This window comes from Pedobacter sp. GW456-11-11-14-TSB4, assembly GCF_059424425.1.
In genome coordinates, this window is record NZ_JBWKZK010000004.1 from 78339 (window position 1) to 100419 (window position 22081).

A 22081-nucleotide genomic window follows, 5' to 3' on the forward strand; every position below is an offset into this window, starting at 1 on the left:
AAATTAAAGCTGTTTATTTTCTAATGTCCTAATTCTGAAACGGATGGTATAAATCCAATAGCCAATGATAATCCACCCTAAACATGCCGGATAAAATACCGCTCGCATGCGGCTATCTAAATCATAACTGTTAAAACCTGGATTACCACCATTGCCCGGGTGTAATGATGATTGTAAACGTGGCAAAACAAAAAGCAAAACAACCATCATCGGGAAAGCAAATATGTTGTAAATAGCAGATATTTTGGCTCTTTTTTGTTCTTCGTCTATCGCATTGCGAAGCACTAAATAGGCAAAATAAAGTAATATAGATATTGCTGCAAAATTCTGTTTAGGATCGAAACTCCAAAATTGCCCCCATGTGAATTTTGCCCAGACTGCACCTGTTACAAGCCCTAGTACGCCAAAAACAATCCCTACATTTATACTTTCTACGGCTCTTAAATCGTCTATTTCACTTTTAGAACTTAGTGATTTTACGCTGTAAAAAACTGAGATAGAGAACAAAACAATCATTGCAAACCACATTGGCACGTGGAAATACAAATTTCTAATAGTTTCGTTTAAGATATTAAGATGCGGAACACCTAACAATAAGCCTGCTATGGTTGTATAAATAACCAATATCGAACCTAAAATTTTCCACCAATTTTTAATCATAATGCGCAATTTAATTTCAATAGCAACTCCTAATGCAGATTAGCTAGCAAAGGTAATAATCTATTTGTGTAATTTAATTACGAAAGAGGTGTTAAAGATGGACCGAAAGATTGAAACAAAGTTGAAATGACAAATTTATTACACCTTATTGCTTTTGGTCGTATTGCAAATTAAATCTGTACTGTGAACATCGAAACAGATTTGCCCGAAAAGTTATCTTTTGTTAAAATTTTTGCTGCCTGTTGTGAGCAACTTATATTTGGCGCAATGAGATTTAATCCTGCTTATATTATAATACTGTTGCTAACAGTAAGCTTGCCTTACATAGCTTTTGCCCAACAAGTTAAATTTAGATGGAATACTGAAAGCGAAAAAAAAGAACTTTTAGGCTACAACAATGTGCTTAAAAAACTTGCATTTAATGATAGGCAAATAAAGGATATATCGAGCTGTAGCTTAATGAAGATCAAATTAAAGTACCCCAATGGAATTAATATGACTGAACAGCAGTTTATTGAGGTAACCGATGATATTTTATCTTCTTGTGTGCAAGATGCCAAGCTGATCGTAATACCACCAATTAATAATGAATTAGCCTTAACATTAAAAGATCAGGTATTGGCAAAAATAGACTCATCAATAAGTGAAGTGGCAAAAATAAAATTAAGCGATTGTTTTGTTTCGACAATGATTGCTAAATATCCAAAAGGTATAATTTTCGAACAAGAAAATAGTTATTCATTTAAAAAAATAATGAATAGCATTGGTAGTGATTGTGCAGAACAGCTCATATTAAAAAGCGTAATAAATTGGGATAAGGAAACTGAAAGTCTATTTAGGTATGGATTTACGAAAACGCTATACGCAAATTCTCCATATGCATTATGTTTGCTAACAAAGTTTAAAGAGAAATTCCCGAAAGGATATATTGTAGATGACAACAATAAATTAGAAATGAATAAAATATTTGATGAACTAAAATCATCTTGCCATTAATAAATAGCTTAATCTCTCCATAAAAAAGGAAACAGCAGTAAAGATACAGCCATTACCAATATATTTACAATGGCTACCATGCCGATATCATCTAAACTTACGCTTCTATCTAATCCATCAACTGCATTTTTAGCTAATTTAATTAATAAGATTAACATCGGAATAATGATTGGAAAGCTCAATACCGCCATTAGCATGCCGCCATTACCGGCTTTAGAAGCTATAGCAGATACCATGGTAAATATGGTTGCAAAACTTAAGCTGCCAAGTACTGTTGCAATCACATACATCAATAAATCGCCCGTTGCCGGAAACTCAAATACCAAACAATAAAACAGCAAAGCGATTAAGGTTAAACCGATCATTAACAAACTATTATAAATAGTTTTAGCGATGATTAACGCTGTTGGACTTACCAATGTGTAGATATACAAATGCCTACCTTTACTTTCCTGCAAAAAACTTTTTGCAACAGCGTTGATGGATGCAAATAGCATAATGATCCAAAAAAGAGCGTTCCAAGTTATTTTTTCGATGCTGATAAATGATAAATAGCACACAAAAACAGTAGAAACAACATAGAGTAAAACACCATTTAAGGCATACTTAGACCGCCATTCTAATAGCATCTCTTTTCTGATGAGTTGTTTTACCTGTTTAGCTAATTGCATTGGCGCAAAGATAGTTTTATTGGCAAATTGTTGTATTGAAAAATTGTTGTATTGTTGTAATATTGTATTAAGGATGGAAAAATTTTGCAGCATAGTAAAAAGCCCAATTGGCGATGTAATTATTTTAGCTGATGAAAATGCGGTAAATGAAGTAACTTTTCATCATAGAGAAACAGATGGTTTAATAGAAAATCACATCAGCCAGTTGGCAGCTAAAGAAATTGAAGCTTATTTTGAGGGCATTTTAAAAACATTTACTTTTCCTATTACACAAGGTGGAACTGATTTTCAGCAACAGATTTGGCATAATTTATTGAGTATACCTTATGGAGAAACCACTTCTTATGCGAAATTTTCTGCACATCAACCTTTAGCGATTAGAGCTATTGCAGCAGCCAACGGCAAAAACAAAATTGCAATAGCAGTTCCTTGTCACCGAGTTATTGGTAGTGATGGTAAACTTGTTGGTTATGCAGGCGAACTTTGGCGTAAAAAATGGTTATTGCAACACGAAAGAGAAATTGCGCAAAAAGGGCAAACAGAATTGAAGTTTTAGTGAGGTGTTTTTCAACTTGCAATTCTGAAAAACATATTACATAGGTCTAGATATTATTTAATTAGTGTTAAACTACCAGATATTATTTCACAATCATTATTGAGATTTATAGTGTAATAATAAACGCCAGCTGGCAGCTGTTTTCCATCTAAATTACCATCGAATGAGGCTGATTTTCCTTTAGCTTGATAAACGATTTTACCAAAACGGTTAAAAATTAAAACTTCAACATTGGGGTAATAGAATAGCTCAGGAAGTTCCCAATAATCGTTTACACCATCATTATTTGGACTAAATGCTGATGCAATTTTAAGTTTGGAAGTACTAAAATTAACTTTAAATTTCGAAAAACTACTTTCACATTCATCAATTTTATAACTCAATAATAAATCTTGTTCGTTTTCTATTTTTAGTTTAAAAAGTCCATTTTCGCTTTCGAGTAATAATTTCCCTAAGGTATTATACAAGCTATATCTGGATGCTCCATTTACTTTTACTGTTTGTAGTAACAATTCTCCAGGGCCACACAAAGTGACATTATCCTGTAAGATTGAAGGAGGTGTTTTACCTTCAAATGGTACGATAAAATCAGTGTAGGTATTTGTACAGAACTGATCAGTAATTGTTAAACTATAAGTGCCAGCCTTCAATTTATCAATCGATAAAGTTTGTCCTACAATATTACCTTTGCTATCAAACCAAGTTGTTTTAAATGGACCAACACCACCAGTAATATTTAAATTGCTAATTTTCCCCGTAGAAGCACCACAAATATCTCCTCCAATTTCAACATTACTTTTATCTAACAATAATGCAGGCTGTAGTTTGATTTCATATTTACCAATTAATTGGCTACAGTCATTTTCATCTTTGCCATACAAAGTATAATTACCAACCTTTAAATTAGTTATATCCTTGTTTGTAGAAAAAACAATTCCATTGTCATCTAACCATTCAAATTTAATCGGTGTTTTGCCATTAAACCTAGAAATAGTAATACTTCCATTTTCAAGTCCACAAGTATTATCAGTTTTACTTATTTCAGGTAAACCAAAATTTACAGGCACAATTAATTCAATTTCGAAAGTTGAAACGGCACATGCACCATCTACCGTAATCGTGTATTTACCAACTGGCAACGCATTTAATTGGCTAATAGGAATAAGATTTCCAGCTAGATCAAAAACCTTAGGATTTAAAGCCAAATAAGCCTCCAAACCAATTAATTTACCTAGTTGGTTACACTGTGCTTTTTGAATTATAAGATTTTCGGTTATGTTAAAACTCTTAAATTCTGTAGAATGCTGATTTGAAGTTGCAGAGAAGAAATAGGTTATGGGATTGGTTGATGAAGTAAATTCCCAATTACCACTAGCATCTGCGCTTATTTTTCCAATTCTCGATTTTGGTTTGCATTTTGGAGGATAGCAATTGTCAGAATCATATACTTCAACTATTGAATTTGGATCTGAAGTACCTGAAATTTTATAACTATTTGCATTTATTGCAAAATTTGTAATCGATAAGTTTTGATTAGCAAAAGTTGGGAAATCATTTGAATAGACTTTGAAATTATAAGAATTAATGCAAGTAAATTTATTATTTGATATCTTGGGACTATACGCATTATAGGTTTCAATACCAGCTGAAGCTAAATTAATTGTATTACCTCCATCAATATCATCTCCTACAATTAAACGACCATTATAGATTTCTGCTTTTAAAAATGTGCCCATATTTCCGCTAACTCCCATAGACAGATTATTTCTAGTTGCTCCGTAATAATTACCCACAACACGTTGATTGCCATTTACTTGCCTTAAAAATACTCCAATCCCCATGTTCCAAAAAACATTATCTTTTACTAAAACATCTGGACTGGCGTAATCTGCGGTAGAACTGCCACCTTCGGTATCTATATAAATCCAACGAGCATGGCCTTGTATAAACCATAAGGTTGGAATTTCATTATCTAAAACTCCAAAATTGTTTCCTATTATTTCTGCTTTACAATTAAGTGGTTTAGTAAAGCGAATAAAGACTGTTACGTATAAGAAGTTCTTATCCTTTTCAATGTTACCTCCAACAAATATTTGATCGCTATTTAAAAAATGAATACCAGGGCTATGATAATCAAACCCTTCGCTTATGTCCCATCCAATAAGATTTCCTTTTATATAAATATTTTTACAATTTTCAAAAAGCAAGCTATATCGGTTTCCACCTCTTATTAAATTACCCTTGTTGGCTGCGCCTATATTTATATTTTGTGAATCTTTAAATTCAAAAACAATACGTAAACCAACTGTTGGTCTAGAAACTACCTCATCCGTATAATCGTATACGAAAAGACCATAAACTTCGAAATTAATAATGGAATTACCTTTAAATATGGCTATTGGATTGTTTGATACAGGCGAGCTTATTTTAACTTTAGTTTGATTTGGAAAAGTAAAAACGCTAGGCTGAGTTGTAGCATCAATTATTAAGTTGGAAGAAACGTTAGGAAGGTTTTGTGTTAAATTAATTGTAAAATCTGAAGCTGATGTGCCAGGTAAATTGAAATAAATATAATCGGTAACAGCATTATCATTTATGCCGGCATTTGTCATTGCCTCTCTTAATGTACCAGGACCACTATCAGCATTTGATGTTACTATATATGTTGTTGCCTTGGCTTTATTAAAAAGCATTAGAGTTATGCAGCAACATATTAATAATCTAATACTCATATTTTGGCAATGTATTTAAAGCGTATCGGGTTTTAGTTGCATCTTTTTTACCGAACTAAGTAATAATAAAACCCCAACTAACAAAACAATCCATCCCCATTGGTAATGAATGGTTTTAGCCAAAACCTTATCAAAAAACTTAGAGCCAAAATAATTATTAGATTTAAAATAAACCGCAGCGGCCATTAAAATGCTCCAAACAAACATAACATAGGTAAAAAACCTAAAAGCTGCTACTCTTCTTAAATACAAACAAAACCCAGTTAAGGCCACTAAAATAAAACTGATAAAAAATAAACGATCATCAGTTTGATATAAAATCCAATTTCCCTTAATAGGCACTTTTATCATTGGAGATATGGTAATAGCAATTACAACAAGTAAAAGCCCGATATAAGCGTTTGTTTTTCTGATGGTTAACATGTTAATTTAATTATTAAATCCTTCGACAAGCTACCGATGTAAAATCGGCACACGTCAGGATGACAAGATTAATTATTTACCAGGGTCGATACCCATTTTATCTGCAAAATGTGCGCAATAATCACGCAAATCTTCAACTATATTTTCTTCGCCCGTAGCCTTTAAAAAGCTATCGCCCATGGTTTGCAGAGTTTCATAGAAAAAACGTTTCATCTCATCAACCGGCATATCTTTAGTCCACAAATCTATGCGCATCGAGTTTTTGTAGTTATGATCCCATAAAGCTAAAATCATTGATTTAACAGGTACTTGGTCTTTAGTTTGTGCATCTGTACTTTCCCAAAGAATATTCTCTGGCATGTTTTTATCGTCTAGCTCTACTGTAATTTTAATTTCTGCTGTTCTCATTATAAAAGGATTTCACCGATTGAAGTGATTACACCGGTTTATTTTAATTTTTTCGGTTGCAAATATGCTCATTTTAAAAAGCAAATTTTAACCACCATGGTTTTACTTTTGTAATATTAAAAAAATGATCACCGTTAAAGCAATAAAGGTTAACTCAACAAACCAAATGCGTTTTAATTCTTTAAAGATAAATCTAAAAATCATATCTGTAATGAAACAAACTAAAATTAAAGCACCTAAAATACCTTGATAAAGTGCACTAAAATCATTACGATGATCAAATTCAGTTTTGTTAAAAAAAGAAACAACAAAAAATGCAAATGCCAATGCAGCAACAATATTTAAAGGCGTAATTCTTAGCTTTTTCATTATTTTTTCTTGTCGAAACGCTTTTTGTTTTTAAATACTTTAGTTTTGTATGCTTTGTTTCTAGCCTTTTCTCGCTCACGTTCCTCTATCTGTTTGGCATTTTTCTTCTCATGAAAAGCACCTTTAAAATCAGGATCTTCTTTACGCTTCTGCAAATCTATTTCTTTGGCAATTTGCTGTTTTTCATCATAACCAGTTTCCTCAATAAAAACTCCTTCAGGTATAGGCTCAACATTAATAAACTGACGTGTTAATTTCTCAATCTTACGGATGTAATATTTTTCTGCCTCAGTACAAAAAGTTATGGCATCGCCCTTGGCAAAAGCCCTACCAGTTCTTCCAATTCTGTGTACATAATCTTCAATAATAATCGGTACATCAAAATTAATTACATGGCTTACTTCTGTAACATCTATCCCTCTACTCGCCACATCGGTAGCCACCAAAACCCTAATGTTACCTTCTTTAAAACTATTAATCGAGTTAATCCTGGTATTCTGACCTTTATTGGCATGGATAACACGAACAGATTCTTCGCCAAATTTGCGCACCACATAGCTAAAAATATTATCAGCCACTGCTTTAGTTTTGCAAAAAATAATCAACCTAGTAAATACTTCAACATCTTTCAGCAAATGCTGTAAAAGGTTAATTTTTGTTTTAAAGTTGGGCACTTCGTATAAAACCTGCGTAACAGTTTGTGCTGGTGTGGCTTGTTCAGATGCTTCAATAATTGTTGGATGCTTTAAAAAATCTCCTGCAATTTTTTGCACTAAATCGCTCATTGTTGCAGAAAAAAGCAGGTTCTGGCGCTTGCGTGGCACAACTTCTAAAATCCGGTGTATAGAGCCAATAAAGCCCATATCCATCATTTTATCAGCTTCATCTAATACTAAAAACTGTAAAAATTTGGTATTAATTTCTCCCGATAGGTAGATATCTAAAAAGCGACCAGGAGTAGCAATAATAATATCTACCCCAGTTTTAATTTGCTCTTTTTGCGCTTTCGGGCCAATGCCTCCAAAAATAACTACCGATCGTAAATCTGTATAGGTCGAAAATCGTTTCACTTCTTCGGCAATCTGCATCGCCAATTCTCGTGTTGGGGCTAAAATTAATGCTCTTGCTGCATCGCCCTGCGCATATTTCAATTTCATTAACATGGGCAAAACATAGGCCGCTGTTTTACCGGTACCGGTTTCGGCAATCCCACAAATATCCTGACCAGATAAAACTGGCGCAATTGCCTTTTCTTGTATCGGTGTCGCTACGGTGTAACCCGCATCGGCAACTGCGTTTAAAATTTGCCTATTTAAATTAAATTCTTCGAAAGATTTTGCCATACCCCACAAAGATACGGAATAAGTCTGTAGTCCGAAGTTTATAGTCCGAAAGTCCATAAGAAAAGGTGTTAAAGCTCAGTATGAAAAAAATTAGAAAACGTATGTCAAAGCTTCTCGGCAATTTTAGTCCTGCCCTCGCTTCAATCTTTTTTGTGTATGTCATCCTGAGCTTGTCGAAGCATCTAACAAAAAAGTATTTACGCTAAGTCAGGTTTAAACAACAAAAGGTTGTGCTAAACACTTTCTAACTTCCCTACATTCGGATTTTCCCACTTCATTTCTCACTTCTCCTATCTCAAATCTCAAATCTATCTTTATCTTTACCAACATGAATACTTATTTGATCAAAGGCGCAACTTTAGTTAACGAAGGACAACAATTTGTTGCTGATGTTTTAGTTAAAAACGGTTTAATAGAGAAAATTGGGCAATCATTATCTGCTCCTGGTGCGCAAGAAATTAACGCCGAAGGCTTACATCTTTTACCAGGAATGATTGATGATCAAGTTCATTTTCGTGAACCTGGTTTAACGCACAAAGCAGATATTTTTACCGAAAGTATGGCAGCTGTAGCAGGTGGCATCACTTCTTTTATGGAAATGCCAAATACTGTTCCGAATACTTTAACTCAAGAATTATTAGCCGATAAGTATGCTATTGCCGCCGAAACATCATTAGCTAATTACTCTTTTTACATGGGTGCCAGTAATGATAATATTGATGAAGTTTTAAAAACTGATCCTAAAAATGTATGCGGTATAAAGGTTTTCATGGGTTCATCAACAGGTAATATGTTGGTAGATAATGAAAAAACTTTAGAAAATATTTTTAGCAAAGCGCCAATTTTAGTAGCTACCCATTGTGAAGATGAAGCCACTATTAGAGAGAACTTGGCTAAATTTAAAGAACAATACGGCGAAGATTTAACGATAGATATGCATCCACTAATTCGCAGTGCAGAGGCTTGCTACAAATCATCGTCATTAGCTGTTGAGTTGGCTAAACGTTATCAAACTCGTTTGCATATTTTACATATCTCTACCGCAAAGGAAATTGCGCTGTTTGACAATAGCATCGCTTTAAAAGACAAAAAAATTACTGCCGAAGCTTGTGTGCATCACCTTTGGTTTAACGACCAAGACTATGCTACAAAAGGTAATTTCATTAAATGGAACCCTGCAGTTAAAACAGCCTCAGATCAGGCTGGAATTTTAGCAGGTGTTTTGGCAGACAATATTGATGTAATTGCAACAGATCATGCACCACATACTTTGGCAGAGAAACAACAAACCTACTCACAAGCTCCTTCTGGCGGCCCATTAGTACAACATGCCTTACCTGCTTTGCTAGAAATGCACTTGCAAGGCAAAATTTCTTTAGAGAAAATTGTAGAAAAAACCGCTCATAATTTGGCAGTTTGTTTCGATATCGAAAAACGTGGTTACATTAGAGAAGGTTACTGGGCAGATTTAGTCTTAGTAAACTTAAACGATCCTTTTAAAGTTACACCACTAAATGTATTTTACAAATGTGGTTGGAGCCCATTTGATGGCGAAACCTTTAGAGCAAGTATTACTCACACTTTTGTTTCAGGAAATTTGGCTTATCAGAATGGCAAATTCGTTACCCACCAAATTGGCAAGCAATTAAGTTTTACGAGATAATTTACGTTACGTCATACCTAACGCAGCGAAGCGAGAGCTTGCTCCGATTTTATTTCGGGGAGATATCTTTTAAAAATTAAATATTATTCACTAGGAAGAGATTTCTCCTCACGAAAAGTTCGTTCGAAATGACGACCAAATAAATAACTTTTGGATAATGAAAGAAAAAATCATCTCTAAAATACTTTTAAAAACGTTACTCCTCTTAGGTATTAGCCTAATCATTTTCGCATTAAGCTTATCTCCTATTTTTGTTTTAAATTTCTATACTAACGGCTTTTATCCAGTTATCTCCACAATATTAAGATGGTTCTCATCAATATTTCCATATGCTTTAGGAGATATTTTATACGCATCAATTGTTATTTATCTATTGCGTTTAATTATCAAGTACTCTTGGCGTGTTAAAAAACAAGGTTGGCAAAAAAATGACAGAATAGCAATTCCCGTTTCCATCATAAACACCCTGTTAATTTTTTACATCAGTTTTAACTTATTATGGGGTTTAAACTATTCAAGACCAAGCATTAGCAAACAATTAAACATTAGCAACGATAAATATTCTGTAAAAGAATTAGTGTTGTTAGCTGATTATTTTATCGAAAAAACTAACCAATTACAACCTCAAATATCACAAAATCAAAAATACAATATTAAGCAATTGCAAGAAAAAGCAGTTATCGATTACCATAACGCGGCACAAGAAAATTCATTTTTTAAATACAGCCAATCTTCGGTTAAACCTGTAATTAATGGTTGGTTAATTAGCAAAATTGGCATCGAAGGTTATTACAATCCACTAAGTGCAGAAGCAAACGTAAACATGAAATTACCTGCATGGGTTTTACCATTTGTTACCTGCCACGAAATTGCGCATCAATTAGGCGTAGCTAAAGAAGATGAAGCCAATCTAGTTGCTTATTTGGTGGGAAGTAAAAGTAAGGATGCAAACTTTCAATACTCGGTTTATTACAATATGCTAAGGTATATTTTACTAGAAATCAGAATTAAATCTCCAGAAGATTACGTCGCGTTGCGAGAAAAAATTGACCCAGCAGTTTTGGCAAATTTTAAAGCCGAGAATGAATTTTGGGCAAAATATAACGGTCAAATGTCTACTTATATGGGCATAGCATTCGATAAATTCTTAAAGTTCAACAATCAACCGAAAGGAATTAACAGCTATCAAGATATTGTAATTTGGTTGTGGAATATACACAAAGAGGAATTGACAGATGACAATTAACAGTTTTCACATAACTGAAAACTCCCAACTGAAAACTGATTTATCCATGTATCGCTTCCTTTTTACCAAAACTTTTAATCAGTTCGCCTTCAAAAGCCAACCATTCTTTCCAACGTTTATCCACATCTACATCAATGGTATATTTACGAGCAAAATTTAAAAAAGTGGTGTAATGTGTAGCTTCCGAAACCATTAAATCGTGGTAAAATTTTGCCAATTCTTTGTCTTGTATGTTTTGAGAAAGCACCCTAAAACGTTCGCAACTTCTTGCTTCAATCATTGCAGCAAACAACAAACGCTCAATAAAAGCATTGTTTCTAGAGCCATCTTTTTTGCAAAATTTCATCAACTGCCCCACATAATCATCCTTTCTACCTCGCCCTAAAGTGTATCCACGCTCTTTAATAATGTTTACCACTTGCTGAAAATGCTGCATTTCTTCCAACGCAATTATCGTCAACTCATCAACCAAATCTTGATGCTCACAATTATCTGCTATTAAATTAATGGCATTGGTAGCCGCTTTTTGCTCGCACCAAGCATGGTCGGTTAAAATTTCTTCTAAATTCGATTCGGCAATATTTGCCCAACGTGGGTCTGTCAATAATTTTAATCCTAACATCTGTGGGTTTTGTTGAGCTACAAAATTAAAAATAATAAAGTTAGAAAAACAATGTCATCAATAGTCGCCTGCAGCAGTCCCTCTTTTCGTTTCTGCCGATGTAAAATCGGCATACACTTCAATAGGGTTTATTTTTTAAAGTCAGTATTTCTTGGCAAATTTCCTCAACATAGCGCTAAACTATTTCCATTTATCTGCGGCAGCAAAAAAAACACTTATTTTGCATAAATTTTAAACATGTCAGCAAAGCAAATTTTAGTAATCGGGTTAGTTTGGCCAGAGCCTACCTCGTCGGCAGCGGGCACAAGAATGGTGCAGTTGATTGAATTATTACTTTCCAATGACTATCAAATTACTTTTGCTTGTGCTGCTTCTAAAAGCGAATTCAGTTACAATTTGCTAGAAATTGGAGTTAGCGAACAGGTAATTAAATTAAATGACAAAAGCTTTAATGAGTTTATTAATAATTTAAATCCCACAATTGTAATGTACGATCGCTTTATAACCGAAGAACAATTTGGTTGGCGAGTACAACAAGAATGCCCCAACGCGTTTACAATTTTAGATACCGAAGATTTACATTTTTTACGTAAAGCACGACAAAAAGCAGTAAAAGAATCATCGATATTAAAAGGTGAAGATTTATTTAACGATGAGGCCAAAAGAGAAATTGCGTCTATTTTACGTTGCGATTTATCTTTAATTATTTCTGAAGAGGAAATGAAAATCCTCCAAAATCAATTTAAAATCGAGCCCTCATTACTTTACTATCTTCCCTTTTTAGAAGAAGAAATTTTTACAACCGAAAAATGGATTTCTTTTGAAGATAGAGCCGATTTTGTATTTATAGGCAATTTTTTACATGAACCAAATTGGCAAACAGTTCTGCACTTAAAAAAAACAATTTGGCCTTCGCTGAGCGAAAAACTACCAAAAGCCAAACTACATATTTATGGCGCTTATCCTAGTCAAAAAGTTTTACAGCTGCATCAACCTAAAGATCATTTCTATATAATTGGCAGAGCCGAAAATGCTAAAGAAACGATAGCCAAACATCGAATTTTACTAGCTCCTATCCTATTTGGTGCCGGTGCAAAAGGAAAATTTATTGATGCGATGCAAGTCGGCACACCTTCAGTAACCACAACAATTGGTGCCGAAGCGATGAAAGGAAATTTAGATTGGAATGGCGCTATTGAGGATGATGTAAATTTGTTTATATCTGAAGCAATTGAGCTTTATAAAAACAAAGATTTATGGTTACAAGCCCAACAAAACGGCATAAAAATTATTAACGAACGGTATAGCAAAAGCAAGTTTAGTACTTCTTTTATTGAGCGATTGGAAACTTTGATTTTAAATTTAAAAACGCATCGCAATCAGAATGTTTTTGGTCAAATTTTGCATCATCACACATTACAAAGCACAAAATACATGTCGTTGTGGATTGAGGAAAAGAACAAGTACGGAAACAACAAATAATTTTGTAATTTTGATAGTATCAAATGATAGTATCAAAATGAAGCCTCCATACCAGATAACCTCACAGATTTTAAAGCTAATTACCTCAATTTCGCAAAAAATTGGAGAAGTAAATGCAAAGCATTTAGTGAAACAAAACCCAAAACTCAGAAAACAAAACCAAATAAAGACCATCCATTCTTCTTTAAGCATTGAAGGTAATACCCTAACGGAAGAACAAATAACTTCCATAATTGAGAATAAAAGGGTTATAGGGCCGGAAAAGGATATTAAAGAAGTTTTAAATGCACTTGAAGTTTATAAAAATTTAAAAAAATTTAAATATACCTCACAAAAAGATTTTGTGAAAGCGCATCAAAATTTAATGAATGGCCTTGTTGAATATTCAGGAAAGTATAGAACAAAAGGAGTTGGGATTGTGAAAGGTTCTAAAATTGAACATATAGCACCACCCTACACTAATGTACCATTTTTAATGAATGATCTTTTTAATTACTTACAAGATAAAACAGAGTTAACTTTAATCAAAAGCTGTGTTTTTCATTATGAAATGGAATTTATTCATCCTTTTATTGATGGAAATGGAAGAATGGGAAGAATGTGGCAAACTCTTATTCTAATGGAACAATATCCTTTATTAGAATTTCTACCGTTTGAAACTCTTATATCAAAAAATCAAGGTCAATACTATAAAGCACTTTCTTCATCAGACAAAGAAGGTGAGTCTACAAAATTTATTGTATTTATGCTGAATACCATTGATAAATCACTCAATGAGTTGCTTGAAGTAGGCACAAAAAAGCTAAATGATATGGAAAGATTGGAAATATTCCTAGAAAATTCAGCAAAAGAATTCAGTAGAAAAGATTACATGAAAAACTACACCGAAATATCAAGCGCTACAGCAAGTAGAGATTTAAAAAACGGTGTTGATAAAGGATGGCTTGAAAAGTTTGGAGATAAAAAAACTACTTATTACAGAAAAAAGAAAATCTAATGGCTTAATTTTGATGAATGAGAAATTAAAAACATGCAGTTTAGCAGGTATTAATTTACAGCCTAGTTTTAAAAACATCGCCCCTTCCCAACCTTTTAACTTTCTAACATTACAACATTCAAACAATTTTAAAACAACAAATGTGTAAATTTGCCCTGTTATGGCAAAAATATCCATTAACCTGGCAACGGGCTCATTTCAGAAAGAAGAAATAATAGTAGGTATCGATTTAGGCACAACCAATAGTTTGGTTGCCTTTATCAATCCAGATAAAAATCCGCAGGTAATTAATGATACAGGCAAAGGGCTTTTGGTACCATCTGTAGTGCATTTTAATGAACATAGTGATGCTGAAGTAGGCAACGAAGCAAAGGCTTTTTTAACTACAGATCCTGCAAATACGATATTTTCGGTAAAACGTTTGTTAGGGAGATCATACAAAGATGTTGCTGCTCACCAAGATATTTTTAGCTATAAAATTATTGATGATGATACTGATGCTTTGGTTAAAATTAAAGCTGGCGACAGGTTTTATACTCCAATTGAGCTATCGGCAGAAATATTAAAAGAACTAAAAGCTAGAGCAGAACATGCTTTAAAAACACCAGTTAATAGAGCGGTAATTACGGTTCCTGCTTATTTTAATGATAGTCAGCGCCAAGCAACACGTGATGCCGGCAAACTAGCAGGATTAGATGTTTTGCGAATTGTAAATGAACCAACTGCTGCAAGTTTAGCTTATGGTTTGGGTTTAGATCCTACTCAACAAAAAACCATTGCTGTTTATGATTTAGGGGGAGGAACGTTTGATGTTTCTATCCTTCAAATACAAAATGGCATATTTGAAGTTTTAGCCACAAATGGCAATACTTTTTTAGGTGGAGATGATTTCGATAGAGCTATTTTAAATCATTGGATTGAGCAAAACAAGCTTGATTTTGCAACAGTTGCGGCAGACAATATTTTAATGCAAACGTTAAGATTACAGGCTGAAGCAGCTAAAAAAGCACTTTCAAGCCAAAATTTATACAATGAAAAAGTTGGTGATATTTGGTGCACGTTAGATAAGCAAACTTTTGAGCAGCTAATAACCAACAAAGTTAACGAGACCATAACTTGCTGTAAATTAGCTTTATCTGATGCAAATTTAACCATAGCAGAAATTGACGAAGTTGTTTTAGTTGGCGGATCAACACGTACGCCTTTTGTTAAAAAAGCAGTAAGCGAATTTTTCAATCGCCAACCACACGATCAAATTAACCCCGATGAAGTTGTAGCCTTGGGAGCTGCTATACAAGCCGATATTTTAGCCGGAAATCGTTCTGATATTTTACTGTTAGACGTTACGCCCCTTTCTTTGGGTATCGAAACCATGGGCGGATTGATGGATGTAATTATTGCTAGAAACAGCAAAGTACCCACAAAAGCAGGCCGACAATACACTACCTCTATCGATGGCCAAGTTAATATGAAAATTTCTGTTTATCAAGGCGAACGCGATTTGGTGAACGAAAATAGAAAGTTGGCAGAGTTTGATTTAAAAGGAATTCCGGCGATGCCTGCAGGTTTACCAAAGGTTGATATTAATTTTATGCTAAATGCTGATGGAATTTTAACCGTACAAGCGATTGAATTACGCTCTGGTGTTAAACAAGAGATTGATGTTGTACCAAGTTATGGTTTGAGTGATGACACGGTAGAAAAAATGCTAATCGATAGTATTGAAAATGCCAAAAACGATGTTGAACAACGCATGCTCATTGAAGCTAGAAGTGAGGGTGAACAATTGGTTTACACTGCAGAGAGGTTTATTAGCAAAAACAATCAGATTTTAACTGAAGAGGAAATTACGGAAACAAACGCTCATATTATTGCTTTAAAAGAAGCTTTAGCCACAGGCGATAAAGATCTTATTCTTAAAAAAGCAGATGAGCTAAATGAATTTACCCGTCCGTTTGCAGAGCGTTTAATGGATATGGCTGTTGGCCAAGCCATGAAAGGTAAAAGTATTGACGAGTAGTAATTAGTGTTAGGTCTCAAAAATTAATTTTCGATTAAGTACTAGAGGAATATTTTTTTAAAGCTGCCATCATCCCGTGTAAACGTCAATCGTTGTGCCAGAAAAGGATAAAAAAATAACCTTAACAAAGCATTACGATGCCCAGTCACTTGTCCCGAGTTTATCTCGGGAAGCTGAGCATGACGACACCACAAAATTAATCCGATAAAACTTTATCAATCTGTAGAAGATTGACAACGTAGCTTATTTTCGTCATTGCCAAGGTTGCCTACCAATCATAATGCCAATGATCAACTAAAAATCCCCCTATATTATCATCATCTTTAAAATTCAATTTGCTATATTAGTTCCAAGTATTGCTAATGAAAAGACATTTCAAGTATAGTAATGGGTTTATTAATGTTGATGAAAATAATATCTACTTCACATCTACTGGCAATTGGTCAGAAACTAAAATACTTACTGAAAAACCTTTCGGAAAATCAATGTATGATGATAGAAAATATTTTGGCTTCTACCAAACCTTATTTTTTTTTGTGGTATTCGTAGTCAGCTTGCTTTCAACTGAAACTACTTGGTACATCAAAGCTGGCATAGTTTTGCTTTGCAGTCTTCTTTTTTATAAAACAAAAGATTATTTTACTCCAGAACTCGGAGAGCGTTTTCTTATTCCCAAAATTAAAATTCTAAATATTACTCAAACTAAAAAGCAGCTTGACATAGAGTTTAAAAGTTTGGACAATAAAAATGACCTTATCAAACTTAACGGAATAATTGAAATAGATGAGCTTCTTGAAAATTTAAAATCTGCAATAAATACTTGTCAGATATAAAGCAGTTCACTAAGGCTATTTAAGCTCATTAAAATAGGGAGATAAAATCTATATCATCTAACTTTTTTACTTCGTTAAATTTAATTATGGAATCAAATTATTAACTGCATCAACATAGTATGATGTTTATAAAAGCAACAATATACTCAGCAGTTTTCAATTTTCTATTTATTGGTATAGCAGTTACCTATTATTTTATTATTCCTCAACTCTATTTCACACATACAAAGTCTTTTAGCCAGCTTTATTACAGATGTACAACTTGTAAAATTGCTGAGCAAAACGCAATTGATGATTTTAAAAATAAAAACTATCAAGTCGTTTTTTGGGGATTAGATAATTTGGCGACCAATGATAGATTTAGTTCAAAACTATTACATAAGTATAAGGTAGAAGCCATTTCAGGAGGTTGCATGAGATTAGAGGAGATGGATTGTTATAGCATTAAAATGCACCAACTACTTTTTAAAAAATATGGCGAAGATATTTTATACAAAACCTACAAGGAAATTGATACGCTTAATAACTAACCTTAAAATGTTAGATTTCAATAGTTAAATTAAGCCATTCAAACTTTGTCAATCTGTAAAAAATTGACAAAGTACTTGGCAGTTTATTTTAAAGATAGTAAGATTAACTATTGACCGAATTCTGATTGGATCATTTTAGTTAGTTCATCTTTATGTTCTTGAACTGTAGATTGCCCAATTTCCATCCCTTTCTTTGTTAAAAACCCCAGTTTGCTTGCAAATTTTTTACCAGTTTCTGAACTATAAAATACTGTTAGATCGTTAAGTTCCTTTTCAGAAAACTCTTCAGCATAGATTTTTGCGATTTTAGGCTTTAGTATATCGAAGCTGAAATATTTGGCAAAAAATTCTTTCATTACTTTTGCAAACTTATCTCTATGCTCTACCGGTACAGTTTGAGTTTGCGTGGCTAACATTGAATTAACAACATCATCAAAACTACTTCTTGCTCCAGATACTTCTAAAAAATTTTCACTTGCTTTTAAGTGTTGCTCAGTTTGTGAAAATACAACGCAAGGAAAGGCGATTAAGATTGTCAATAAAATTTTTTTCATAAATAAGATTTGTAAGGTGTTAAGATATAATTTTTTAATAACATTAAAAAAACTCCAAAGCCTATTAAAATAATTAATATGCTTTATTTCATGTTCTGCATATTAAAGTTGGCACTATGCAACTTCAAATAGTTGCACCAACCTTGCATTTTAAACCGCATAGCAGCGGCATCCTTTTCCTAAAGTCCCCTTTGGGGATTTAGGGGAAGATATAGCGAATAGGCGGACTGGATTTCCCTAAATGTTGCTGAATTTCCTTTACAGAAAATCACATATGTTATTAGTTAAACTTTAAAATAATTAGCCCACCTTGTACCAAAGCTTAGTATATTTAAGAAAATTACCTCATGCTACCGAATGGAAAACGACAAGGAAAAGCTCAATTTACTGTTACTTAAACTCGAAAATTTATCACTTAGGCAACAGCATTTTGAGGCAGAAATACATGATTTAAAAAATCAAATTAGGCGGTTACAGTTTTCTGATGATGTTGTTGAGCATACCCAACCTGCTCCCGTTTTACAGGAAGAGAAAATAGTTTTTCCGCCTAAAAACACACCTATAAGTGCAGGAAAGCCTATATTTCAACAAGAGACTAAGCCTAAATTTAGTGATAACTTTAAAAGAGCAAACTTCGAAAAATCTGATTTCGAAAAGTTTATTGGCGAAAACTTAATCAGCAAAATTGGAATTTTAATTTTAGTAATTGGGGTTGCCATTGGTGCCAAATATGCTATTGAAAAAGATATGCTTAGTCCGCTAACGCGTATCATTTTAGGCTATTTAGTTGGCATTGGTTTAATGGGATTTGCAGTAAGGTTGAAAGCGAAATACGAAAGTTTTAGTGCTGTGTTACTGAGTGGTGCCATTGCCATCATGTATTTTTTAACGTATGCAGCTTATGATTTTTACAGTCTAATTCCGCAGGCTTTGGCATTTGGATTAATGGTTATTTTTACCTCATTTACAGTTGTTGCAGCCATAAAATACAATAAACAAGTAATTGCGCATATTGGCTTGGTTGGCGCTTATGCTGTACCTTTTTTACTGAGTGATGGTTCTGGTAAAGTAGCTGTTTTGTTTAGCTATATGGCTATTATTAACATAGGCATATTAATCTTAAGCTTCAAAAAATACTGGAAGCCTTTATTCTTTTTATCTTTTGGATTAACTTGGATTATTTTCGGTTCATGGTTGGTTATGGATTATACCGATGCCAAACATTTTAACTTAGCATTAGGATTTTCGAGTATATTTTTCTTGATATTTTATATAAGCAACTTAGCTTATAAGGTGAATAAAGCAGAAGTTTTTGGCATTACTGATGTAATTATTTTGCTAGCAAATTCGTTTGTATTTTACGGTATCGGTTTCTTTATTTTAAGCGAAAACCAAGGCGATTATTTAGGCTTATTTACCTTGCTGAATGCGATTATCCACTTTGTGGTAAGCCTAGTAATTTATAAACGCAAACTGGCCGATAAAAACTTATTCTACTTTGTTTTGGCTATGGTAATTACATTTATTACCATGGCGGTACCCGTTCAGTTAAGCGGTAATTGGGTAACAATATTTTGGGTAGTTGAGGCATCAATTTTATTCTACTTGGGCAGAATGAAGGGAATTTCTATTTATGAGAAGCTCTCCTACCCGCTTATATTTTTAGCTTTTTTTAGCTTACTGCAAGACTGGACAATTAACAATAGTGAATTTAATTATTTTGGCGAATATGCTTTCGTAAAGCCTTTTTTTAATGTTAGGTTTTTATCGGCATTAATATTCATAGCTTGCTTTTCAAGTATGTTTATGATTAGCAAAAAATCAACTATAAAAGAAGAAACAACAAAGGTTAATTTACCACTTAAAGAGCTATTTAACTACGTAATTCCTTCGATATTGATTGGTGTAATTTATTTTACGTTTAGAATTGAAATTGCTACCATTTTTAGAAATCTGTTTGAAAGCACGAAAATTGATATTGAACCAAACGATAACAATAAAGTTTTTGAATATAACTTTGATTATAAAAACTTTAAAACAATTGCCATTTTAATTTACACCATGGCTTTTGTTAGCTTACTTACATTTATTAACCTTAAAAAAATAAAAAGTAAGGATTTAGCGGTCAGTAATGGAATTATTAATTTAATTACAATTTTAGCTTTTTTAACACAAGGTTTATTTGTGTTAAGCGAATTACGACAAGCTTATATTTTGCAAGTCGACCAATATTTTGTGAGCACGAGCAAGAACATTGGCATTAGATATATTTCTTTGGTATTTTTTGCTTTGCTTATCTCAACTTGCTACTTATTGAGCAAGTCTGAATTATTTAAGGTTAAGTTTAAAACCGCATTTGATTACGTGCTTTACATTGCCATACTTTGGGTGTTAAGCAGCGAACTTTTACATCTTTTAGAGTTAAATGGCTTAAGAACTGGGTATAAATTAGGTTTAAGTATTTTATGGGGAGTTTATGCATTGTTTTTAATAGCTATGGGCTTATGGAAAAATAAAAAACACCTCAGAATTGGAGCTATTATTTTATTCGCCATAACGCTAATTAAGCTATTTTTCTACGATATAGCTTCGCTTAATGGACTTTCTCGCACCATCGTATTTGTATCGCTTGGTGTACTTTTATTGATCATCTCTTTCCTTTATAACAAATACAAACATTTAATTATTGATGATGTTAAAAATGAAATTTAAAATATTAACCTTATTTATTTGCTGTGCCTTAGGCTTGCAAGCCCAAACAAATACCTATCGTTATAAGCGAGATTTAAAAGGTATTAATACTACTTGGCATAGCTTAATTATACCAAATGAGGTTTTTAAAAATGCACAAAGTGGATTAGCAGATTTAAGAATTTATGGTTTTAAAGGAAAAGACACTGTTGAAGTACCGTACATTTTAGAGCAAAGCGTAGATCAAATTACAGACCGCGAAACTGATTTCAACATTATTAATCAAAGTAGCAATGCTGATGGATTTTTCTACACCTTCCAAGCGGCAAACTCTGCAAGCATCAATCAAATTAAACTTTCGTTTAAACAAGCAAATTTCGATTGGAAAACCAAATTAGAAGGAAGTAATGATAACAAGCAATGGTTTACCATTTTAAAAGATTACAGAATTTTATCAATTAAAAACAACAATATCAATTACCATTTTACACAATTAGATTTTACTACAGCAAAATACACTTATTTTAGGTTAGCCATAAAAGCCAATGAGCAGCCTCAATTAAGTGCTGCAAAAATTTTAAAAACCGATACGTTAAAAGGAGTTTATAAAAACGTAGCTTACAAAAGCTATCAACTATTTAATGATGCTAAAACCAAACAAACCATCATTAATGTAGATTTAGTTAGTCCTTCTCATCTTTCTTATTTAAAAATTAATGCACAAAGTGATTTCGATTTTTACAGAACTTTAAAAATTGAATACGCAACAGATAGCTTTAAAACTGATAAAGGCATACAATATAATTATGCTCCACTTTACGATGGCACCATTAGTTCTTTAGAAAATCCTGAATTTAATTTTGCTAGCAATTTTGTGAGCAGATTAAAAATTACAATTGAAAATAATGATAATAAGCCATTACGTTTTGCTTCGTTAGTGTTAAAAGGCCCAGTTTATGAGCTAATTGGCAGATTTGATGACCCATCATTAACCTATGCGCTATTTTATGGCAACAAGGAAGCCAATCAGCCAGTTTACGAATTAAAAACTTTCGAAAATAAAATCCCGATGCAGATTAATCCACTCACTGTTGGTGAGGAGCAAAATAATCCGGGCTTTAAAGTTGAAGCTAAAAAAGTGCCTCTCTTTGAAAATAAGGCATGGCTTTGGGCTTTAATGGCAGTGATTATCGCCTTGCTTGGCTTTTTTGCTTTTAGAATGCTCAAAAATTAATTTTAACAAATTAATTAGTAATCATTTACCATCAACTTAAAACTCAAAAAA

Annotated in this window: 20 protein-coding genes; 11 read left to right on the plus strand and 9 right to left on the minus strand. The window is 33.1% G+C overall.

The window, feature by feature from the left end; genetic code table 11:
* Positions 1-3: 3 nt before the first annotated feature.
* Positions 4-660, minus strand: coding sequence for a cytochrome c biogenesis protein CcsA (gene ccsA, locus AC07XU_RS14195; protein WP_494944294.1), 657 nt, complete (start codon positions 658-660; stop codon positions 4-6).
* A 183-nt stretch (positions 661-843) separates the two neighbouring features.
* Between ccsA and AC07XU_RS14200 the strand changes: the two genes are divergently transcribed.
* A complete protein-coding gene (locus tag AC07XU_RS14200) occupies positions 844-1656 on the plus strand; it encodes a hypothetical protein (protein WP_494944295.1) in 813 nt (270 codons plus the stop codon).
* Between the two features lie 8 nt (positions 1657-1664).
* Here the strand turns inward: AC07XU_RS14200 and AC07XU_RS14205 are convergent, their stop codons facing one another.
* Positions 1665-2327, minus strand: a complete 663-nt coding sequence (locus AC07XU_RS14205) for a heme exporter protein CcmB (RefSeq protein ID WP_494944296.1) — start codon at positions 2325-2327, stop codon at positions 1665-1667.
* A gap of 73 nt (positions 2328-2400) precedes the next feature.
* Here AC07XU_RS14205 and AC07XU_RS14210 point away from each other — a divergent pair, with 73 nt between their 5' ends.
* Entirely contained in the window at positions 2401-2883 is a 483-nt protein-coding gene (locus tag AC07XU_RS14210; RefSeq protein WP_494944297.1) for a methylated-DNA--[protein]-cysteine S-methyltransferase, read from the plus strand.
* Between the two features lie 53 nt (positions 2884-2936).
* On the opposite strand, the gene AC07XU_RS14215 is transcribed toward AC07XU_RS14210, so the two are convergent.
* From AC07XU_RS14215 to AC07XU_RS14235, 5 genes are all read right to left on the minus strand, one after another.
* Positions 2937-5576, minus strand: a complete 2640-nt coding sequence (locus tag AC07XU_RS14215) for a T9SS type B sorting domain-containing protein (protein ID WP_494944298.1) — start codon at positions 5574-5576, stop codon at positions 2937-2939.
* Positions 5577-5630: 54 nt separating this feature from the next.
* Positions 5631-6038, minus strand: a complete 408-nt coding sequence (locus AC07XU_RS14220) for a hypothetical protein (RefSeq protein ID WP_494944299.1) — start codon at positions 6036-6038, stop codon at positions 5631-5633.
* Positions 6039-6110: 72 nt separating this feature from the next.
* Positions 6111-6446, minus strand: coding sequence for a gliding motility protein GldC (gldC, locus tag AC07XU_RS14225; RefSeq protein WP_494944300.1), 336 nt, complete (start codon positions 6444-6446; stop codon positions 6111-6113).
* A gap of 102 nt (positions 6447-6548) precedes the next feature.
* Positions 6549-6815 (minus strand): hypothetical protein, encoded by a 267-nt coding sequence (locus AC07XU_RS14230; protein ID WP_494944301.1) that lies wholly within the window; start codon positions 6813-6815, stop codon positions 6549-6551.
* Positions 6815-8158: a DEAD/DEAH box helicase gene (locus AC07XU_RS14235; RefSeq protein ID WP_494944302.1), complete on the minus strand. Its 1344-nt coding sequence runs from the start codon at positions 8156-8158 to the stop codon at positions 6815-6817. Before AC07XU_RS14235 ends, AC07XU_RS14230 begins: the two co-directional genes overlap by 1 nt.
* Positions 8159-8486: 328 nt before the next feature.
* On the opposite strand from AC07XU_RS14235, the gene AC07XU_RS14240 reads away from it, so the two are divergent.
* Together AC07XU_RS14240 and AC07XU_RS14245 are read left to right on the plus strand one after the other, a co-directional pair.
* On the plus strand, positions 8487-9821 hold the full coding sequence (locus AC07XU_RS14240) for a dihydroorotase (RefSeq protein ID WP_494944303.1): 1335 nt from the start codon (positions 8487-8489) through the stop codon (positions 9819-9821).
* A 157-nt stretch (positions 9822-9978) separates the two neighbouring features.
* Positions 9979-11067, plus strand: coding sequence for a DUF3810 domain-containing protein (locus tag AC07XU_RS14245; RefSeq protein WP_494944304.1), 1089 nt, complete (start codon positions 9979-9981; stop codon positions 11065-11067).
* Between the two features lie 40 nt (positions 11068-11107).
* Here AC07XU_RS14245 and AC07XU_RS14250 read toward each other — a convergent pair whose 3' ends face one another.
* On the minus strand, positions 11108-11689 hold the full coding sequence (locus AC07XU_RS14250) for a MiaE family protein (RefSeq protein WP_494944305.1): 582 nt from the start codon (positions 11687-11689) through the stop codon (positions 11108-11110).
* A gap of 237 nt (positions 11690-11926) precedes the next feature.
* On the opposite strand from AC07XU_RS14250, the gene AC07XU_RS14255 reads away from it, so the two are divergent.
* The 5 genes from AC07XU_RS14255 (at position 11927) to AC07XU_RS14275 (ending at position 17551) form a co-directional block, all read left to right on the plus strand.
* Entirely contained in the window at positions 11927-13171 is a 1245-nt protein-coding gene (locus AC07XU_RS14255) for a glycosyltransferase family 4 protein (protein ID WP_494944306.1), read from the plus strand.
* 37 nt (positions 13172-13208) lie between these two features.
* A complete protein-coding gene (locus AC07XU_RS14260; protein ID WP_494944307.1) occupies positions 13209-14168 on the plus strand; it encodes a Fic family protein in 960 nt (319 codons plus the stop codon).
* A gap of 160 nt (positions 14169-14328) precedes the next feature.
* A complete protein-coding gene (hscA, locus tag AC07XU_RS14265; protein WP_494944308.1) occupies positions 14329-16188 on the plus strand; it encodes a Fe-S protein assembly chaperone HscA in 1860 nt (619 codons plus the stop codon).
* A gap of 362 nt (positions 16189-16550) precedes the next feature.
* The gene (locus AC07XU_RS14270; RefSeq protein WP_494944309.1) at positions 16551-17021 is read left to right on the plus strand and encodes a hypothetical protein; all 471 of its coding nucleotides are present in this window, start codon (positions 16551-16553) and stop codon (positions 17019-17021) included.
* A 119-nt stretch (positions 17022-17140) separates the two neighbouring features.
* Complete coding sequence (locus AC07XU_RS14275) at positions 17141-17551, plus strand: hypothetical protein (RefSeq protein ID WP_494944310.1); 411 nt, start codon at positions 17141-17143, stop codon at positions 17549-17551.
* 107 nt (positions 17552-17658) lie between these two features.
* Here the strand turns inward: AC07XU_RS14275 and AC07XU_RS14280 are convergent, their stop codons facing one another.
* Positions 17659-18105 carry a DUF2059 domain-containing protein gene (locus tag AC07XU_RS14280; protein ID WP_494944311.1) on the minus strand — a complete coding sequence of 149 codons (447 nt, stop codon included), beginning with the start codon at positions 18103-18105 and terminating at the stop codon, positions 17659-17661.
* A 357-nt stretch (positions 18106-18462) separates the two neighbouring features.
* On the opposite strand from AC07XU_RS14280, the gene AC07XU_RS14285 reads away from it, so the two are divergent.
* Together AC07XU_RS14285 and AC07XU_RS14290 are read left to right on the plus strand one after the other, a co-directional pair.
* Entirely contained in the window at positions 18463-20817 is a 2355-nt protein-coding gene (locus AC07XU_RS14285; protein WP_494944312.1) for a DUF2339 domain-containing protein, read from the plus strand.
* Entirely contained in the window at positions 20807-22030 is a 1224-nt protein-coding gene (locus AC07XU_RS14290) for a DUF3999 family protein (RefSeq protein WP_494944313.1), read from the plus strand. Before AC07XU_RS14285 ends, AC07XU_RS14290 begins: the two co-directional genes overlap by 11 nt.
* The last annotated feature ends 51 nt before the right edge of the window (positions 22031-22081 follow it).

Excerpts from the sequence above, each read along its gene's own strand:
- AC07XU_RS14290 (WP_494944313.1), top strand. The coding sequence starts at position 20,807 with ATGAAATTTAAAATATTAACCTTATTTATTTGCTGTGCCTTAGGCTTG.
- hscA (WP_494944308.1), top strand. The coding sequence starts at position 14,329 with ATGGCAAAAATATCCATTAACCTGGCAACGGGCTCATTTCAGAAAGAA.
- AC07XU_RS14250 (WP_494944305.1), bottom strand. The coding sequence starts at position 11,689 with ATGTTAGGATTAAAATTATTGACAGACCCACGTTGGGCAAATATTGCC.
- AC07XU_RS14235 (WP_494944302.1), bottom strand. The coding sequence starts at position 8,158 with ATGGCAAAATCTTTCGAAGAATTTAATTTAAATAGGCAAATTTTAAAC.
- AC07XU_RS14230 (WP_494944301.1), bottom strand. The coding sequence starts at position 6,815 with ATGAAAAAGCTAAGAATTACGCCTTTAAATATTGTTGCTGCATTGGCA.
- AC07XU_RS14205 (WP_494944296.1), bottom strand. The coding sequence starts at position 2,327 with ATGCAATTAGCTAAACAGGTAAAACAACTCATCAGAAAAGAGATGCTA.
- AC07XU_RS14280 (WP_494944311.1), bottom strand. The coding sequence starts at position 18,105 with ATGAAAAAAATTTTATTGACAATCTTAATCGCCTTTCCTTGCGTTGTA.
- AC07XU_RS14245 (WP_494944304.1), top strand. The coding sequence starts at position 9,979 with ATGAAAGAAAAAATCATCTCTAAAATACTTTTAAAAACGTTACTCCTC.
- AC07XU_RS14240 (WP_494944303.1), top strand. The coding sequence starts at position 8,487 with ATGAATACTTATTTGATCAAAGGCGCAACTTTAGTTAACGAAGGACAA.
- AC07XU_RS14260 (WP_494944307.1), top strand. The coding sequence starts at position 13,209 with ATGAAGCCTCCATACCAGATAACCTCACAGATTTTAAAGCTAATTACC.
- AC07XU_RS14215 (WP_494944298.1), bottom strand. The coding sequence starts at position 5,576 with ATGCTTTTTAATAAAGCCAAGGCAACAACATATATAGTAACATCAAAT.
- gldC (WP_494944300.1), bottom strand. The coding sequence starts at position 6,446 with ATGAGAACAGCAGAAATTAAAATTACAGTAGAGCTAGACGATAAAAAC.
- ccsA (WP_494944294.1), bottom strand. The coding sequence starts at position 660 with ATGATTAAAAATTGGTGGAAAATTTTAGGTTCGATATTGGTTATTTAT.
- AC07XU_RS14275 (WP_494944310.1), top strand. The coding sequence starts at position 17,141 with ATGATGTTTATAAAAGCAACAATATACTCAGCAGTTTTCAATTTTCTA.
- AC07XU_RS14210 (WP_494944297.1), top strand. The coding sequence starts at position 2,401 with ATGGAAAAATTTTGCAGCATAGTAAAAAGCCCAATTGGCGATGTAATT.
- AC07XU_RS14220 (WP_494944299.1), bottom strand. The coding sequence starts at position 6,038 with ATGTTAACCATCAGAAAAACAAACGCTTATATCGGGCTTTTACTTGTT.
- AC07XU_RS14255 (WP_494944306.1), top strand. The coding sequence starts at position 11,927 with ATGTCAGCAAAGCAAATTTTAGTAATCGGGTTAGTTTGGCCAGAGCCT.
- AC07XU_RS14270 (WP_494944309.1), top strand. The coding sequence starts at position 16,551 with ATGAAAAGACATTTCAAGTATAGTAATGGGTTTATTAATGTTGATGAA.
- AC07XU_RS14285 (WP_494944312.1), top strand. The coding sequence starts at position 18,463 with ATGGAAAACGACAAGGAAAAGCTCAATTTACTGTTACTTAAACTCGAA.